Below are 16,780 nucleotides of genomic sequence, written 5' to 3'. Positions count from 1 at the left end.
TGTCAAGCTAAGGGGACATAGTGTAGAACATGATTAAAATAGGAATTGACGTAGGTTCAACAACTGTGAAGTTAGTTGCTATCGATGAAAATGATAATTTATTATTTTCGAAGTACGAGAGACACAATGCGAAAGCAAAAGAGACAATTTTATCATTCCTGAAAGAGCTGTTATCCGAAATTGGAGATAAAGATATCTCCTTAAGAATAACAGGCTCTATCGGAATGGGAATTTCCGAGAAATGTTCATTGCCATTTGTACAGGAAGTTGTTGCAGCGGCGAAAGCGATACAAAAAGATTATTCTCATGTGACTTCCATGATAGACATCGGAGGGGAAGATGCGAAAGTTGTCTTCTTCAAAGATGGCGAAGCGACTGATTTGCGCATGAACGGAAATTGCGCAGGAGGAACAGGTGCTTTTATTGATCAGATGTCGATCATACTGGGGGTGAATATTGATGAATTGAATCATCTTGCCATGAATGCGAAACAGGTGTATCCGATTGCCTCCCGTTGCGGTGTTTTCTGTAAAACAGATATTCAGAATCTGATTGCTAAAAATGTAAGTCGTGAGAATATTGCGGCTTCTATCTTTCGTGCAGTAGCTGTTCAGACAGTCGTGACACTGGCACATGGCTGTGATATAACAACTCCCGTATTGTTTTGCGGTGGTCCGTTGACTTTCATTCCGGCACTGAGAAAAGCCTTTATTGATTATTTATCTTTTGATGAACAAGAGATAATACTGCCTGCCAACGGTACTTTACTTCCTGCATTGGGGGCTGCTTTATTTCATATCGAGGGTGAGGATTATTATAAACTGTCTCATTTGATCGATAAGATCGACACTACTTTAAACTGTGCAGGAAATCTTACTGCAACAGGGCTGAACCCCATTTTTACGAGTAGTGAGGAATATGAAATATGGAAAGAGAGAATATCTCGTCATAAGATGATGTCTTCCGGTTTGAAAGCCGGAAAACAAGATGTTTTTATTGGCATTGATTCCGGTTCTACCACGACAAAGATTGTTGTATTGGATGGAGATTCAAGAGTATTGTATTCTTACTATAATATGAATGGAGGAAATCCGATAAAGGCCGTAGAGGATGGTTTGAATCGGTTGAGCGAAGAATGTTTGAAGCAGGGTGCTGTACTCGATATAAAAGGAAGTTGCTCTACCGGATATGGTGAAGACCTTATAAAATCGGCCTTTCAGCTTCATTCGGGAATTATCGAAACGATTGCTCATTATATGGCAGCACACTATCTGAATAAGAATGTGTCTTTCATCCTCGATATCGGAGGACAGGATATGAAAGCCATTTTTGTGAATAATGGAGTGATTGACCGGATGGAGATTAATGAAGCGTGCTCATCCGGATGTGGTTCATTTCTTGAAACATTTGCTAAGTCTTTGGGGTATTCGGCGCAAGAATTTTCATTGGCAGCCTGCCGCTCGGAAGCACCGTGCGATTTGGGAACAAGGTGCACTGTTTTCATGAACTCAAAAGTGAAACAGGTGCTCAGGGAGGGAGCAACTATCAATGATATTGCCGCCGGACTGGCATATTCTGTTGTTAAGAATTGCTTGTATAAGGTACTAAAACTGAAAGATATATCTGTTTTGGGGAACGATATTGTTGTACAGGGGGGGACCATGCGCAATGATGCGGTGGTCCGTGCTATTGAACTTCTCACAGGAGCAGAAGTTGCAAGATGTGATACTCCTGAGTTGATGGGAGCCTTCGGATGTGCATTATATGCGATGAAGCATCAGGGGGAATCCGTATCATTGAATGAGATTATAAATAAAGCTCAATATTCGGCACGTTCTCTGTATTGTAAAGGTTGTGATAACCGCTGTCTGGTCATTCGTTATCAGTTCGAAAGCGGTAAAAGTTACTATTCGGGAAACAGATGTGAGAAAGTTTTCACGAATGGGGAGAGCAGTAATCGAAAAGGTCTGAATGTTTATCGACAAAAAGAAGAACTTTTGTTTCACCGCAGTGTGGAGATTGCAGTTCCTAAACAGATCATCGGTATCCCCCGATGCCTGAATATGTACGAGGAATATCCTTTCTGGCATACTCTCTTCACTTCCTGTGATATACAAGTCTGCTTGTCTGATCCATCCAATTTCAGGAAGTATGAGCATAGTGCACGGATGGTGATGTCGGACAATATCTGTTTTCCGGCTAAGTTGGTACATAGCCATGTACAGAACCTGATAGAAAAGAAGGTGGACCGGATATTTATGCCTTTTGTCATCTTTGAAAGAAAAGGGAAGGAACAAAACAGTTATAATTGTCCTATTGTAACAGGGTATTCGGAGGTTATCAAGAGTGTACAGTCCGAAGGTATACCCATTGACTCTCCTGCAATAACTTTCAAAGACCGGAGGCTGCTATTTAAGCAATGCCGTGAATATCTGAGCAGTTTGAATGTGGATGATAAAATGATTCAGCAGGCATTCAATAAGGCGGAAAGCGAACAGATTTCTTTTATTAATACATTGGTTGAGTATAATAAAAATATATTGAAGCATGCAGGGGGAGGGGAGACGCTGACTGTCATGCTTGCCGGACGCCCTTATCATACCGATTCTCTGATACAGCATAAAGTATCGGACATGCTTTCGGATATGGGAGTGAATGTGATAATGGATGATTGGGTGCGTCATTTGGATATTCCGGTGGATGATGCGCATTTTGTTGCTCAATGGGCCTATACGAATCGTATTTTAAAAGCAGCGAAATGGTGCGCAACACAAGGACAGAATGTTCAGTTTGTAGAAATGACGTCATTCGGGTGTGGTCCGGATGCCTTTCTGGTAGATGAAGTGAGAGATTTGCTGATGCGTCATAATAAATCGCTGACCTTATTGAAGCTGGATGATATCAATAATATCGGTTCAATGAAGTTGAGGGTACGTTCAATGATCGAAAGCCTCAAACTTGCGAATATGAATGAAACAGAAGATATCGGTGTAAAAGACTTTGCGACTGTCCCTGTTTATGATGAGTTTTACCGTGACCGTAAAATATTAGTTCCTTACTTTACTCCATTTATTTCACCTTTGATTCCTGCTATAATGAAAGTAGCCGGTTATGATGCGGAAAATCTTCCTCTCAGTGATAGTGATTCAAGTGAATGGGGATTGAAGTATGCCAATAATGAGGTCTGTTATCCGGCTACTTTGATAGTTGGTGATATCCTGAAAGCGCTTAAAAGTGGAAAATATGATGTAGCCAAAATAGCAGTGGCAATCACTCAAACGGGAGGGCAGTGCCGTGCTAGTAACTATATTTCTTTGATAAAAAAGGCACTGATGGATGCCGGATATACGGATATTCCTGTAATCTCTATTTCTGTGGGCAGTGAAATAGATAATAATCAACCTGCCTTCAAGGTCAACTGGATGAAAGTAATTCCGATTACTTTTCATGCTGTTTTGTATAGTGACTGCATTGCAAAGTTTTATTATGCGTCGGTAGTACGTGAGAAAGAGGCAGGTGTATCGGCTAGGTTACGTGATAAATATTTGCAGCTTGCATCTGAAGTGATACTGAGAAGAGATATAAAAGGACTTCATTCTTTGTTGCAATCGGCTATCGCTGAATTTAATAGTATATGTAAGGCTGTTGATACCCCTAAAGTTGGAATTGTAGGAGAAATTTTTTTGAAATTCAATCCTTTTGCTCAAAAAGAGATCATTGATTGGCTGATAGACCGGAAGATAGAAGTGGTTCCACCGATTTTAGTTGACTTTTTTATGCAGGGATTTGTGAATAGGAAGATCAATACGGACTCTTATGTAAAAAACAGGCAATTGCCTGAGTTTATTTACGATTGGATTTACAGGTTTGTAAAAAAACAGATTGATAAAATAAACAAGACTGCAAATCAGTTCCGTTACTTTGTCCCCTTCAATGATATTTTTGAAGAGGCGGAGGGAGCTAAAAATATTATTTCCTTGAATGCTCAATTCGGTGAAGGTTGGTTATTACCGGCTGAAATCGTGTCTTACGCCCGGCAAGGAGTGAAAAATGTCGTGAGTTTGCAACCTTTTGGCTGCATAGCAAATCACATCGTATCCAGAGGAGTCGAAAAACGTATAAAAAGTTTCTATCCGGATATAAATTTACTATCTTTAGACTTTGATAGTGGTGTGAGCGACGTAAACATAACAAACCGTATGCTTTTATTTATTGATAATCTGAAAAATGCGACAATGAATTATGACAACAACTAATAACAATGAAGATGTGGAGAAAAAGATAGTTGAGGCTGCCAAGGAACTATTTATAGAGAATGGTTTTGCGGAAACCAGTATGAGTGATATTGCTGCTAAAGTTGGTATCAACAGACCGGTGCTTCATTATTATTTCAGAACGAAGGATAAGATGTTCCAGGCCGTTTTTGGCAACATCATACTTTCTTTTATTCCCCGAATACATGATATCATCATTCAGCAGGACAAACCTGTTTCCGAGAGTATTGGTGAAATTGTAGATGCTTATTATAAAGTATTTACTGAAAACCCATGTTTACCATTGTTTATGGTGAGAGAAATGCATCGTGATATGGACCATTTAAGTACTACGATCAAAGAGTTACGTTTGGAACAATATCTCCATAAGATTATGGATGTTTTGCAGGAAGAAATGAATGGTGGGAGACTTAAAACAGTTCCTCTGCCATTTGTGTTTTATACTTTTTATAGCGCATTGACAGTACCCTTTCTGACAAAAAATCTTAGTGCTTCTTTCTTTTTGGAGAAGGAGGATACTTTTGAGGATATACTTGTTCAGTGGAAACCTTATATAGTCAGGCAGATGGAAGCGTTACTGGTAGTAGGTTAGAGAAATAAAAACTTATTTCTCTAACAGTTTACTCTTATGCAATTTACTTCAATGCGGGTAATAACTTGTAGAGAGTCTTCCTTGTCATTATTTTCTGATTCAGGAAACTGACGATATATCCTGTGATACAGGCGGCGATAAGAGAGCCCTCGCGAACACCTTCGATACATTGAGAAAGCAGGAGAGAGAGTATGACTGCCAGAGTGACCAGCGTAACATCAAAACAGACTTTGAACTTTCCAAACTCTTTGTTGTAGCGTCGGGAGGCATACTTCACAAAAGCCTCTGCACTCATCATAGCTACTTTAGGTTTGAGTTCGAGTACTACTCCTATGGATTGTATCATACATCCTGTGAGTAATAAGGCTATTGACATCCCGTAATTGTCGGGATGTAGATCACTGGTGAGTGCCATATTGAAATCAATGAATGCTGAAAAGATAAGGGAGAACGGCAATTGAAGAAGTATTTCAATGGTATCCTGTTTGGTATTATTTTTTCTGATTAACCAAAACTGTCCCATAATAAGCAGCATATTGATGAGAAATGTACAAGTCCCTAATGACAAGGGACTGTTCAGACTTAATACATAATTGACGCTGGATATAGGTGTCGTTCCCAACGCGGAACGCACGATCAATACTATTCCGGCAGCCAGAAAATACAATCCGATAACAAATACTAAATACCTTTTAAAAACGTCCTTCATTTCCATGTCTTTATACTCTATATGATTGGTTTCTTCTCCATTCTGTAAAGAAGAGTATGCAAAGGTCCCGTTTTTTTGCCTGAAATGAGTTATCCAATTCCACACAGTTTTTGTCATATCCGAAACAAATTGTATTTTTACGTCGAAAAGGAGGAGGCATAAATGGTAAAATCCCGTATTTTTGATAATAGGCAGTTGCTAAAGGAACATCCGGAAATTCCTCATTATAAAGAGGAGGTAGTCTGCTTTATGAGTGAATATAAAGATAGAAGTTATCCGGAAAATGAACGTTACTTTAACCGTGAACTTTATATGATCCTCGTTCTTGAAGGTCGTTCCGAGATTTTGCTGAATGGTGAGTTTATTGCGATAGAGCCTGATATGCTACTTGTTCATGGAGCGAATTATCTCACTGATCATCTTTATTCGAGTCCGGATATAAAGTTTATCACCCTCTCTATTTCCGAATCCATGCGGACAGACGATTCTTATCTTACCCAGATAACAGCCATCCTGTTGGCTACGATGAGGCAGAATAGGCAATACACCATACAACTGACTGCGTACGAAGCTCAAATTATCCGCAATGAATTGGAAGTGCTGATGCATCTGCTGAATATAGAACATCAGTTTCTTTTCCGGAGAATACAGGCGGCATGTAATGCTTTGTTTCTGGATATAGCCGATTTTCTTTCCCGGAAAACCATTATCAGAAAGCAGGTCAGCCATAAAGACCACGTTTTACAGGAGTTTCATGCGCTTGTTACCCGAAATTTCAGAGAGGAACATTTTGTCAGTTTCTATGCGGATAAGCTGGCTATCAGTGAACAATATCTTGCACGTATCGTTCGTGCCGGAACAGGAAAAAGTGTGAATACTATTATTAATGAATTGTTGGTAATGGAAGCCCGTACCTTGTTAAGTTCCACTAAACTCACGGTAGGGGATATTGCCTCCCGGCTAGGTTTTAGTGATGCTGCCGGTTTCTGTAAATTTTTCAAGAGAAATACAGGACGGACTCCACTCAGCTATCGGAAAGGATTATTGATTTGATTGAAAAAAAGTAGGTTGATGTAGTCTCATAACGAGCGGATACATCAACCTGCATGAAATTATATAGTGAACCGGTTTTGACTCATTAGCCAACCAAGGATATGATATCTTCTACAATCTGTTTATCTGTCAGGTGATTGGAGCGGAGCAATTCTTGTACGTCGTAACGGTCTACAAATTCCTTTTTGGCTCCGTAGTTGAGAACTTTCATATCCGTCGCTCCATAATAACGGGCAATCTTTTCACCAAAACCGCCATCCAGCACTCCGTCTTCCAGTGTAATTACTAATTCGTGGTCAGCTTTCAGTTCATCCATTAATTCGCTGTCTACGCCTGTGATATAACGAGGATTGATAAGGGTGGCATCAATATTGGCTTTATTTTTCAGCAATGACAGAACTGACTGACCTAATCCAAAGAAGGAACCTAATGCAACGATAGCTACTTTGGAACCGCGGTGGACAACTTTATAACGATTGAGATTGCTATAGTCAGACTCTGCCGGTTCGCCGTAACTGATAACCTCTGTGGCAGGTACACGGATAGCAACCGGATGTTCATTCTGGCGGATACTCCATTCCAGCATGGCAAGATATTCCTCTTTGCAGGTGGGTGCCAAGTAAACCATATTGGGGATATTGCTGATCAGTGGAATATCGAAGAAGCAGAGGTGAGTAACATCATTCATGCCGGATAATGTTCCCCAAAATACCAACAGAACTGCCGGATTGTTATTGATACAAAGATCTTGCGAGAGTTGGTCGTATGAACGTTGTATAAATGTACTGTATACTCCGTAAACCGGTTTTCCACCATTGGCTGCAATGCCAGAAGCAAGAGCTACTGCGTGTTCTTCGGCAATGCCGACATCTACAAACTGCTTGCCTGCTTCCTGGCGACGGGCAGGAGTAAATCCCAAAACAGCAGGAGTACCGGAAGTAATAGTAACTACCCTTTTATCTTCTTTCATCTTTTTCAGCAGATATTGAGCGGTCACTTCACTATAGTCTTCTGCATCATCGTTTACTTTCGATTCTCCAGTTACTATATCAAACGGTGTACGCCAGTGATATTTTTCCTTATTTTGTTCCGCAGGCTCGTAACCTTTGCCTTTTAATGTATTAATGTGGATTACGATCGGATGCAGGATGTCTTTTACTTTAGAGAAAGCTTCAATCAGTGCTTCTACATTATTGCCGTCATTCACATACATATAGTCCAGTCCCATCGCTTTGAAAAAGTTACATTCACATTGGCCGTTGCTGTCGCGTAAGTCTTTTAAATTCTTATATAAGCCTCCATGATTTTCGGCAATAGACATCTGATTGTCATTGACAATAATAATCATGTTAGTACCCATTTCTGCAACATAATCCAATCCTTCGAATGCTTCGCCTCCGCTTAATGAACCGTCGCCTATTACAGCGATGATGTTTTCGTTGCCACCTGTCAGATCACGTCCTTTAGCTAATCCACTTGCCAGACTGACAGAAGTAGAAGTATGACCGATCACAAAGAAATCATGTTCACTTTCCTGTGGTTCCGAGTAGCCGGATACATTGTCATATTCAGCCGGATGCAGGAAAGCATCTTTACGACCGGTCAGCATTTTATGTACGTAACTCTGATGTGATACATCATATACAATTTTATCTTTCGGTGAATTGAAGACATAGTGCAAAGCAATAGTTGCCTCCACCATTCCGAAGTTAGGACCGAAGTGTCCGCCGTGTTCACTCAACTTTTGGAGAAGTGATGCGCGTATTTCATGACTTAAGTCATTTAGTTCCTGAAACGATAATTTCTTTACGTCTGCAGGAGAGTCGATATTTTCCAGATACATATCAATTTGTTTTTTATGTTTATACCTATATTTTTATTTCACTGCAAAGATACTGCCCGATTTGAAATCAGTTTGTATATGAATTACAGATTCTTTTACCCATATTACAGTTCTGCATAGAATAGGGATTGATCAAAGCATTAATAGGGGGAGAGGATATAGAAAGAAGTTAGTTTTGGGATATCTGATATTCGTTGGGAGTTATTCCTGTCATCTTTCTGAATAGGCGGCTAAAAAACTGTACGCTGGGGAATCCTAACTGATCAGCGATCAGACTGGTTGTGAGTTTTCCTGTCAATAACATCTTTTTGGCTGTCTCTATTCGTTTAAATTGAAAATACTCATCAGAGTTTTTTCCTGTTTCAATCTTTAACAGGTCATTAAAATAATGAGGTGACAAATGAAGTTTTTCCCCACAATATTCTATTGAAGGTAAACCTTTACTTTTTAATAGTCCCATTTCGATATACTCAACCAGAAAATTATCAGTCTGCTTTAATATCATTTTATTCGCCTCATTTCTCGTAATGAACTGGCGTTCGTAAAAGCGGGAACAATAGTCTAACAATAGTTCAATGTAACGTGAAATCAAGGTTTTACTATGGCAGTCTATCGCATGTTTTAATTCTTGTTCTATGTTACAGATGCATTCTATGGCCTTCGTCTTTTCGCGCAGAGAGAGATGAAGGGATTCATTCAGTTGATAAAAAAGAAATGTATACCTATCTATATGTTCATCTAAGGAAGTACCGCAAAGCAGCGTAGGATGGAATGCCAATAACCATCCTTTTTGTGGGAAGATTTTATCCTCACTCATGTTAATAGATTGTCCCGGAGTAAGAAATATCATCGTTGCATTGGAGTAGTCATAATATTTGCGTCCGCATATAAAGTCCTCCGCTTGTCCTTCCATCAGCAAGATAGTGTAAAAGTCAAACTTGAGGGTACGTTCCGTCAGGTTTGCTTTAGACAAGTCGATGGCGCTAACCAATGGATGCAAGGTTTTATTTCCCATGCAATGGTTACATTGATGTACAGTCTTTAAGTTTAATATTTTTTCTTTCATGTAAATGCTTGATTTCTATATTCGTTCGGAGTACATCCGACACGCTTTTTGAATAGTCGGCAAAGATGTTGCGGATACTGGAATCCGAGTGAGTAGGCTATCTGGCTGACGGTTTCCTCTGTGTCAACAATACGTTCTTTTGCAAGTTCGATCACCTTTGTCTGAATATGTTCTTGTGGAGTTTTTCCTGTTTCCTTTTTCACCATATCTCCGAAATAGTTGGAAGAAAGGCAGATCTTGTCTGCGAAGTACTTCACGGAAGGCAGACCGTCCTGCATGGGAAGTTGACTCTGAAAGTATTCATCCAGAAGTTGTTCGAATTTGGTGAGAGCATCTTTATTAATGTTGCTTCGTGTGATGAACTGCCGTTCGTAGAAACGCATACAGTAATTTAGCAGCAATTCAATATTCATAGCAATTAATGCTTTGCTGTGTTTGTCTATGGCATGTTCCAATTCTATGCTGATTTTCTTCAGGCAATCCATCACTATTTCCTTTTCCTGATCTGACAGGTGCAATGCTTCGTTCACTGCGTAAGAAAAGAAAGTATATTTTTTTATTTCTTTTCCCAGAGAAGTACCGCGAATCAAGTCGGGGTGAAAAACAATGCCATAGACAGGTGGACTTACCTCGTCTTCAAAGGTTTCTACACTTGCTGTCTGACCGGGACCAAAACAAACGATAGTGCCTTCCTGATAATCATAATATTGGCGGCCATATTTGATATCGCAACTTTTAGTCTCTTTCAGAAAAAGTGCATAAAGACCATAATTCATTTGGATGTGGTTAACGGATTTAGTAGCTTTAGTCAAGTCGACGATGCTAACCAAAGGGTGCAAGGTTTCAAGTCCGTATAAGCTATTATACAGGTCTACATTCTCTAATTTTATAACTTTATCCATACCTGTTGATAGTTGAATTGTAACAAAGATACACATAAAAAAACGATCTTCATAGAGGTGGAACTGCGAATCTGTAATTGAGGTTATGATATCCGTAATCTGTATACACAAAGCAGGTGATACGTGTGCGTAATCATTTATATAATAGCAGAATGTGATTCTATCATAATTTCTAATCTTGTGTGGAAAAAGACAAAAAACGCTAATCTGTAATTGGGGTAATTATACCCGTAATTTGTCTACAATCCTTTCATCTTATTCTTCCGACCTTTGTACCGTCGAACGAAACTCTATACTTTTTGGGTATATGAGATTAATTATAAAGAATATGGATAGAAAAGGCTTTTTAAAAAATACGATGATAGCAACCGGAAGTTTACTATTAGGAGGGGCGGGCATCTATCGGTTGCTGAATGATAAAGGACCGGCAGATAATCCGCTTCCCCGAACAATAGAAAAAATACATCATGGAAATATGAAAAAGGTACTTGTCATTATGAGTGCGGGGACAAAACTAGGTAATACAGATCGGTTGACCGATGCTTATATAAAAGGATTGGTTGAACGGGGACATTCGGTGACAAAAGTCTATCTGGGCAGTATGCGGATAGAAGGATGCAGAGGATGCGGGGTATGTCAGCGGCTCGCTCATCAATGTGCGGTGAAGGACGGTATGCACGACATATATCCTTTGTTTGCAGAATGTGATACTGTAGTAATGGCTTCGCCTCTGTACTTCTGGACGATCACATCGCAGTTGAAAGCTTTTATAGAGAGGCTTTACGCCATCTCTGCCGACGACAAATATCCGCAGAAGGATTCAGTATTGCTGATGACAGCCGGTGATGATAATGAGAGCACCTTTGAGCAGCCCAAACGCTATTTTCGGTTTCTGAATCAGGCGTTGGGCTGGAATGAAGTCGGAGTATATTGTGCCGGTGGTTGTACCGGATGTGAGAAGTTGGTACGGCAAATAGATAAAGAACATCTTGAAAATGCCTATAAAATGGGATTGGAGTTGTAAATAGCAGATTAAATATGGAACAAAAGAATAAATTAAAACTTAATTCGGGCGGTTTGCTCGTATTTATCCTCACAGTCGGTGTTTTTGGAATTATAAATACCGAAATGGGAGTGGTGGGCATACTGCCTTTAATAGCTGAAACTTTTAAGGTCTCCGTACCGCAGGCAGGCTGGACGGTGAGTGTTTTTGCATTGGTGGTAGCGGCATCGGCTCCTATCACTCCGTTGTTGTTTTCGGGAGTAAACCGGAAGAAAGTCATGCTATTGGCACTGGGATTGTTTACGCTGAGTAATATCATATCCATGCTTACTACCAATTTTACAGTATTATTAATTGCACGGATACTTCCCGCTTTCCTTCATCCGGTATATGTATCCATGGCTTTTACGGTAGCTGCAGCATCAGTAAGCAAGGAAAAAGCTCCAAAGGCGGTCTCAAAGGTCTTTGTCGGTGTATCTGCCGGTATGGTGCTGGGGGTTCCGGTGACCAGCTTTATAGCCAGTGAGGTTTCGTTCTCTATGGCAATGTTGTTTTTTACAGTTGTAAATGCATTGGTTCTTATAGCTACTATTTTGTTTATTCCCTCCATGCCTGTAAAGGAAAAAGTATCTTATGGTGCACAACTCAGTGTATTGAGAAAAAAGGTGATGTGGCATTCTATTATTGCCGTTACTTTAATCAATGGGGCTATGTTCGGGTTCTTCAGCTATATGTCGGACTATTTGAAAACAGTGACGGAAGTATCATATAGTGTAATTAGCGTCGTGTTGCTTGTCTATGGTTTGGCGAACATTGTAGGTAATGTACTTGCCGGAAAACTATTATCTATCAATGCGCGGCGTTCAATCATTATCATGCCCTTTGCGTTGTTGGTTTCCTATATATGTCTTTTTATGACGGGAGAATGGATTACAGCTGTGGTAATTATTATTCTTATTTTGGGTGTATTGGCGGGTATAGCCAGCAATAATATGCAATATATGATTGCGGAAGCTGCTCCCGAAGCTCCGGACTTTGCTAACGGGATGTTCCTGACCTCTGCCAATCTGGGAACAACAATCGGCACAGCCATATGTGGAGCTTTCATCACAGAAATGGGTACACAATATTCTGTATTCGGTGCATTGCTCTTCCTGATTGCCAGTATGGTGTTTGTTTATTTGAGGATTCGTGTGCCGCATTCACCGAAACAAGTTAAAATGAATATGGCAACAGAATGATGAAATCTACTAATATAGAAAACTCAGCCTCGATTCAGTCTAAAGAACATTATATTCTGCTGGATGCTTTATGCGTTAGTCGGACTCTTTTTGCCTTTGTTTCGTAAAGTTTCCAATAAGGGATTATTGATAACTTCCGCCTTTTTTTATTATTGCCGGCTGGATTGGCGAGTGGATATGGCGTATGCTCACTTACAAGAAAAGAATAAAAATATATAATCCGTAATTGGGGTAATAATGTCAGTAATTCATCTACAAACACTCTTTTTATTTCACCGTATTTTTGCAATGTAGAAAGTAGACAATCAATTCATTAATAATTAAATGTAAGAGATATGAAACGAATATTATTATTAACCGCTGTATTTATTATGATGCTTGGAACCAGTTTTTCTTTCGCACAGGCTGATGCGGATAACTTTTATAAAAGTGATTGGGTAAAGGTAGAAAAGGTTTCTTTTTCTAACCAGTATAAAATGAAAGTAGCCGGCAATCTGTTTTTGCCGAAGACCATGAAAGAGGGAGAGAAATATCCTGCCATCATTGTCGGACATCCGATGGGAGCGGTCAAGGAACAGAGTGCGAATCTGTATGCTACTAAAATGGCGGAACGTGGTTTTGTAACGTTGTCCATCGACTTGTCTTTTTGGGGTGGAAGTGAAGGTGAGCCGCGCAATGCTGTTTTGCCAGAGCTATATGCGGAGGATTTCGGTGCCGCAGTAGATTTTTTGGGTACACGTCCGTTTATCGACCGGAATAATATTGGTGTAATCGGAATTTGTGGCAGCGGAAGTTTCGCTATCAGTGCGGCCAAGATAGACCCTCGTCTGAAAGCGATTGCAACCATCAGCATGTACAATATGGGTACAGCCAGCCGCAACGGACTGAAACATGCGCTGACTTTAGAACAACGGAAACAAATCATGGCTGAGGCAGCAGAACAGCGCTATGCAGAGTTTCTGGGCGGAGAAACTAAATATACCGGTGGCACTGTACACGAAGTGACAGAAAGCTCTGGTCCGATAGAACGCGAATTTTATGAGTTCTACCGCACTCAGAGAGGAGAGTTTACTCCCGAAGGAGCAACTCCGATGACTACCACACACCCTACACTTTCAAGTAACGTGAAATTCATGAATTTCTATCCTTTTGCTGATATTGAGACTATTTCACCTCGTCCTATGCTTTTCATAGCAGGGGAGAATGCCCACTCACGCGAATTTAGTGAAGATGCCTACCGACTGGCTGCCGAGCCCAAAGAACTGTACATTGTACCCGGTGCGGGGCATGTAGACCTTTACGACCGTGTGGGTCTTATACCATTTGATAAATTGGAATCCTTTTTTAAGGAATATCTGAAGAAATAAGTATGAACAGGAGAACCGGAAAAACAGAAACAGTTATGAAGCGCTTATTTATGACAACTTTGGTAATGTTGACGTTGTCCGTCAGTTTCGCCTCGTGTGGCACGGATGATACGGAGTTTGCTCCGAATACAGGAGTGCCGGCTCCACCGGCAAACAATGACGATAATAGTTCCAGTGGTGGAGGCAGTGATAATCCGGGTGGTGGGAACGATAATCCCGGAGGAAATAATGACGACAGTGACGATGAAATAATGAGTAATAAACTTCGGATTACAGTAGGTTCTTCCTCGTTCGATGCTACGCTGGAAGACAATGAAACGGTAAAAGCATTCAAAAAGTTACTGCCTATGACAGTGAATATGCCGGACTTGAATAGAAATGAGAAATATTATTATTTATCAGGTAGTCTGCCAACGGCTGCATCCAATCCGGGCACTATCCTTACAGGCGACCTGATGCTCTATGGTTCTAATTGCGTCGTACTTTTCTACGAGAGTTTTTCCACCTCATACAGCTATACCCGGCTGGGACGTGTGAATAACTCTTCCGGACTTGCTTCGGCATTAGGTTCAGGAAGCGTGACAGTAACTTTCGAACTGCAAAAAGAATAATTGCATCACGATCATTTTAGAATAATCATCAAGAAAAACAGATAACTATTTAAATAAAAGACAATCGAATCATGAAACAAATTAAAAATACACATTACGAAGGCGAACGTCCTTTGTTCGCATCCCACGGGCTTTATTTGGAAGAAGTAACCATTCATGCCGGTGAATCGGCACTGAAAGAGTGCAGTGATATAGAAGCGGTAAACTGTCGTTTCGAGGGAAAATATCCGTTTTGGCATAATGATGGTTTTGTAGTTAAAAATTGCCTCTTTACCGAAGGAGCACGTGCCGCACTTTGGTATTCCAAAAATCTGAAGATGAAGGATACCTTAGTGGAAGCACCGAAGATGTTTCGCGAAATGGACGGAGTCGAACTCGAAAATGTACAGTTGCCCAATGCTTTGGAAACACTCTGGTATTGCCGGAATGTAGAACTGAACAATGTGAAGATAAATAAAGGAGACTATCTCTTTACACGGAGAAGATATCCGCATCAAGAATTTTGTATTGAATGGCAATTACTCCTTCCAATATTGCAAGAATGTAGAAATCCGCCATGCTGAAATCCATTCGAAGGATGCATTTTGGAATACGGAGAATGTGACAGTCTACGATTCTGTGCTGGACGGTGAATATCTGGGCTGGCATTCTCAAAACTTACGTTTGGTGAATTGTAAAATCTCGGGTACACAACCGCTTTGCTACGCACACGACCTGATAATGGAAAATTGTACGATGGCAGATAATGCTGACCTTGCTTTCGAACATAGCAGTGTACAAGCAACGATTAAAAGTCCTGTTCATAGCGTGAAGAATCCGCGTACGGGACGTATTGTTGCTGAAAGTTTCGGAACGATTATTCTGGATGAGAATTTGAAATCTCCGGGAGATTGTGAACTGAAACTTTGGGATGGCCTGACCTGTTTTGATTGAGATATGAAGTATAATTTCGATGAAGTTGTTCCACGCAGAGGTACGAACTCCTATAAATGGGATTCTGCCGGAGATGCGGATGTGTTGCCGATGTGGGTGGCTGATATGGATTTCCGTACAGCTCCCCCTGTTGTGGAAGCGTTGAAGAAACGGGTAGAACATGGCATTTTCGGATATGTGCGTGTACCCGATGTTTATTATGGGACGGTGGCAGGATGGTTTGCCGGACGTCATAACTGGCAGATCGAAAAAGAATGGATTATTTATACTACCGGAGTAGTACCGGCCCTGTCGGCTGTAATCAAGGCACTGACCACTTCCGGTGATAAGGTAGTGGTGCAGACCCCCGTATATAACTGCTTTTTTTCTTCTATCCGCAACAACGGATGTGAGGTGATTACCAGTCCTTTGATTTATGAGAATGGAACTTATCAGATGGACTTTATAGATTTAGAACAGAAAGTGGCTGATCCGGGTGTAAAAGTGCTGTTATTGTGCAATCCGCATAATCCTGCCGGAAGAGTCTGGACAAAGCAGGAACTAACTCGTTTGGGCGAAATATGTCTCCGAAATGATGTGTGGGTAGTATCAGATGAAATTCATTGTGAACTTGTTTTTCCGGGACATACGTATATTCCTTTTGCTTCTGTCTCGGAAGAGTTTCAGATGCATTCCATAACTTGCACTTCGCCCAGTAAAGCTTTTAATCTCGCGGGGATTCAGATTGCCAATATTGTTTCTGCCGACGCTGATATCCGTATGAAAATAGATAAGGCAATTAATATAAATGAAGTCTGCGATGTAAATCCGTTCGGTATAGAGGCGTTGATGGCTGCCTACACTGACGGTGTGGAATGGCTGGAAGAACTCAATCGATATCTATTTGCCAATTACCATTGTTTGAGAGCTTATTTTGATGAATATCTTCCCGAATTTTCAGTAGTGTCGTTGGAAGGTACGTATTTGGTATGGGTCGATTGTTCGGTGTTGAAACAGCCGTCAGAAGCTATAATGAAAACTCTGCTGGATAAGGAGAAGCTTTGGGTAAACGAAGGAAGCTTATATGGAGAGGCTGGTGAAGGTTTTATCCGCATCAATATCGCTTGTCCGCGGCAGCAGTTGATAGAAGGATTGAAAAGATTGAGGCGGGCGTTGAAACAATAAAATAATTGTCAATTTATTGAGA

At 40.6% G+C, this 16,780-nt stretch carries 12 protein-coding genes and 1 pseudogene; 9 read left to right on the top strand and 4 right to left on the bottom strand.

All coding sequences use genetic code 11. The annotated features are described in order from the left end of the window. The first annotated feature begins 29 nt into the window (after nucleotides 1-29). On the top strand, nucleotides 30-4,256 hold the full coding sequence (locus K6V30_RS20315) for an acyl-CoA dehydratase activase (protein WP_055268984.1): 4,227 nt from the start codon (nucleotides 30-32) through the stop codon (nucleotides 4,254-4,256). Continuing rightward, nucleotides 4,243-4,866 (top strand): TetR/AcrR family transcriptional regulator, encoded by a 624-nt coding sequence (locus K6V30_RS20310; protein ID WP_022302343.1) that lies wholly within the window; start codon nucleotides 4,243-4,245, stop codon nucleotides 4,864-4,866. Before K6V30_RS20315 ends, K6V30_RS20310 begins: the two co-directional genes overlap by 14 nt. A 43-nt stretch (nucleotides 4,867-4,909) precedes the next feature. Here the strand turns inward: K6V30_RS20310 and K6V30_RS20305 are convergent, their stop codons facing one another. Continuing rightward, nucleotides 4,910-5,581: a YczE/YyaS/YitT family protein gene (locus K6V30_RS20305; protein WP_029425619.1), complete on the bottom strand. Its 672-nt coding sequence runs from the start codon at nucleotides 5,579-5,581 to the stop codon at nucleotides 4,910-4,912. Between the two features lie 156 nt (nucleotides 5,582-5,737). On the opposite strand from K6V30_RS20305, the gene K6V30_RS20300 reads away from it, so the two are divergent. Then, on the top strand, nucleotides 5,738-6,628 hold the full coding sequence (locus K6V30_RS20300; protein ID WP_055268983.1) for a helix-turn-helix domain-containing protein: 891 nt from the start codon (nucleotides 5,738-5,740) through the stop codon (nucleotides 6,626-6,628). 85 nt (nucleotides 6,629-6,713) lie between these two features. Here the strand turns inward: K6V30_RS20300 and K6V30_RS20295 are convergent, their stop codons facing one another. The 3 genes from K6V30_RS20295 to K6V30_RS20285 form a co-directional block, all read right to left on the bottom strand. Next, complete coding sequence (locus K6V30_RS20295; RefSeq protein ID WP_055268982.1) at nucleotides 6,714-8,471, bottom strand: 1-deoxy-D-xylulose-5-phosphate synthase; 1,758 nt, start codon at nucleotides 8,469-8,471, stop codon at nucleotides 6,714-6,716. A 169-nt stretch (nucleotides 8,472-8,640) separates the two neighbouring features. Continuing rightward, complete coding sequence (locus K6V30_RS20290; protein ID WP_010538660.1) at nucleotides 8,641-9,537, bottom strand: helix-turn-helix domain-containing protein; 897 nt, start codon at nucleotides 9,535-9,537, stop codon at nucleotides 8,641-8,643. Beyond that, the gene (locus tag K6V30_RS20285) at nucleotides 9,534-10,439 is read right to left on the bottom strand and encodes a helix-turn-helix domain-containing protein (protein ID WP_029425618.1); all 906 of its coding nucleotides are present in this window, start codon (nucleotides 10,437-10,439) and stop codon (nucleotides 9,534-9,536) included. The genes K6V30_RS20290 and K6V30_RS20285 overlap by 4 nt, the downstream gene beginning before the upstream one ends. A 307-nt stretch (nucleotides 10,440-10,746) precedes the next feature. Between K6V30_RS20285 and K6V30_RS20280 the strand changes: the two genes are divergently transcribed. The 6 genes and pseudogenes from K6V30_RS20280 to K6V30_RS20255 all read left to right on the top strand — a co-directional run bounded on the left by K6V30_RS20280 (nucleotide 10,747) and on the right by K6V30_RS20255 (nucleotide 16,758). After that, nucleotides 10,747-11,463 carry a flavodoxin family protein gene (locus K6V30_RS20280; protein ID WP_224207192.1) on the top strand — a complete coding sequence of 239 codons (717 nt, stop codon included), beginning with the start codon at nucleotides 10,747-10,749 and terminating at the stop codon, nucleotides 11,461-11,463. A 14-nt stretch (nucleotides 11,464-11,477) separates the two neighbouring features. After that, nucleotides 11,478-12,683 (top strand): MFS transporter, encoded by a 1,206-nt coding sequence (locus K6V30_RS20275; protein ID WP_055268981.1) that lies wholly within the window; start codon nucleotides 11,478-11,480, stop codon nucleotides 12,681-12,683. Between the two features lie 335 nt (nucleotides 12,684-13,018). Next, entirely contained in the window at nucleotides 13,019-14,050 is a 1,032-nt protein-coding gene (locus tag K6V30_RS20270; RefSeq protein WP_055268980.1) for an alpha/beta hydrolase, read from the top strand. A gap of 35 nt (nucleotides 14,051-14,085) precedes the next feature. Continuing rightward, nucleotides 14,086-14,661, top strand: a complete 576-nt coding sequence (locus K6V30_RS20265) for a cyclophilin-like fold protein (protein ID WP_081030767.1) — start codon at nucleotides 14,086-14,088, stop codon at nucleotides 14,659-14,661. 71 nt (nucleotides 14,662-14,732) lie between these two features. Next, a pseudogene (locus K6V30_RS20260) lies at nucleotides 14,733-15,594 on the top strand (DUF3737 family protein). Between the two features lie 3 nt (nucleotides 15,595-15,597). Further along, a complete protein-coding gene (locus K6V30_RS20255; RefSeq protein ID WP_010538652.1) occupies nucleotides 15,598-16,758 on the top strand; it encodes a MalY/PatB family protein in 1,161 nt (386 codons plus the stop codon). Nucleotides 16,759-16,780 lie beyond the last annotated feature (22 nt).

Source organism: Bacteroides faecis, from assembly GCF_020091505.1.
Lineage (GTDB): Bacteria > Bacteroidota > Bacteroidia > Bacteroidales > Bacteroidaceae > Bacteroides > Bacteroides faecis.
The sequence above is the reverse complement of the archived record's forward strand: the minus strand, read 5'-3'. Positions and strand labels throughout refer to the sequence as shown.

What these genes read in the sequence shown, in the direction of transcription:
- K6V30_RS20315 (WP_055268984.1), top strand. Translation starts at nt 30, where the DNA reads ATGATTAAAATAGGAATTGACGTAGGTTCAACAACTGTGAAGTTAGTT.
- K6V30_RS20310 (WP_022302343.1), top strand. Translation starts at nt 4,243, where the DNA reads ATGACAACAACTAATAACAATGAAGATGTGGAGAAAAAGATAGTTGAG.
- K6V30_RS20305 (WP_029425619.1), bottom strand. Translation starts at nt 5,581, where the DNA reads ATGGAAATGAAGGACGTTTTTAAAAGGTATTTAGTATTTGTTATCGGA.
- K6V30_RS20300 (WP_055268983.1), top strand. Translation starts at nt 5,738, where the DNA reads ATGGTAAAATCCCGTATTTTTGATAATAGGCAGTTGCTAAAGGAACAT.
- K6V30_RS20295 (WP_055268982.1), bottom strand. Translation starts at nt 8,471, where the DNA reads ATGTATCTGGAAAATATCGACTCTCCTGCAGACGTAAAGAAATTATCG.
- K6V30_RS20290 (WP_010538660.1), bottom strand. Translation starts at nt 9,537, where the DNA reads ATGAAAGAAAAAATATTAAACTTAAAGACTGTACATCAATGTAACCAT.
- K6V30_RS20285 (WP_029425618.1), bottom strand. Translation starts at nt 10,439, where the DNA reads ATGGATAAAGTTATAAAATTAGAGAATGTAGACCTGTATAATAGCTTA.
- K6V30_RS20280 (WP_224207192.1), top strand. Translation starts at nt 10,747, where the DNA reads ATGAGATTAATTATAAAGAATATGGATAGAAAAGGCTTTTTAAAAAAT.
- K6V30_RS20275 (WP_055268981.1), top strand. Translation starts at nt 11,478, where the DNA reads ATGGAACAAAAGAATAAATTAAAACTTAATTCGGGCGGTTTGCTCGTA.
- K6V30_RS20270 (WP_055268980.1), top strand. Translation starts at nt 13,019, where the DNA reads ATGAAACGAATATTATTATTAACCGCTGTATTTATTATGATGCTTGGA.
- K6V30_RS20265 (WP_081030767.1), top strand. Translation starts at nt 14,086, where the DNA reads ATGAAGCGCTTATTTATGACAACTTTGGTAATGTTGACGTTGTCCGTC.
- K6V30_RS20255 (WP_010538652.1), top strand. Translation starts at nt 15,598, where the DNA reads ATGAAGTATAATTTCGATGAAGTTGTTCCACGCAGAGGTACGAACTCC.